Source organism: Pseudomonas sp. IT-P176 (genome assembly GCF_949767245.1).
GTDB lineage: Bacteria > Pseudomonadota > Gammaproteobacteria > Pseudomonadales > Pseudomonadaceae > Aquipseudomonas.
In genome coordinates, this window is record NZ_CATKPN010000106.1 from 1 (window position 1) to 528 (window position 528).

The 528-nt window shown below is 67.2% G+C and carries 1 protein-coding gene; it reads right to left on the reverse strand.

Translation table 11 applies throughout. The features are described 5' to 3' along the window. Window positions 1-528: type VI secretion system Vgr family protein (locus ACM6IP_RS25155; protein ID WP_414862524.1), on the reverse strand; the 528-nt coding region annotated here is incomplete at both ends.

Here is a 528-nt window from a genome sequence, read left to right on the forward strand (position 1 = left end):
GGCCTGGGCATCGACCGACACCCTTTCCAGTTGGTCGCCGGCCTGTTGCAACCTACCCAGCGCAGCGCTCATGTCCAGCATCGGTCCCTGGGCTTTGGGCTGCGCATCAGCGCTGATGAAGACGCCGCTGCCGGCACGAATAACCCCGTGCCCATCGGTGCGCAGCTCCGCGCCCTGGCCTCGGGGTTGGCGCTTGTGATCAACGACCTGCCCGAGGTTGAGCTGGCTCTTACCGCTGTGCTCGGTGCTGAGCTTGATGTGCTCCTGCCCCCGCGTGTCGTCCAAACGCAATTTGTTGTCGGCCGGGGTGCGCAGCACGTTGCGCTTGTAGTTACGCAGGGTCACGGGGTCGGGGTGCTGGCTGTCGTGCAGGGCGTGGGCGATGTAGGGACGGTCCGGGTCGCCCTGTTCGAAGGCGATGGCCACTTCGGTGCCGGCGATCAGCGGCAGGTGCAGGCCGTGGGTGTCGCCGGCGTACGGGCGGGCCAGGCGCAGCCACAGGCTTTCTTCGCCGGGTTTCCAGCTGTC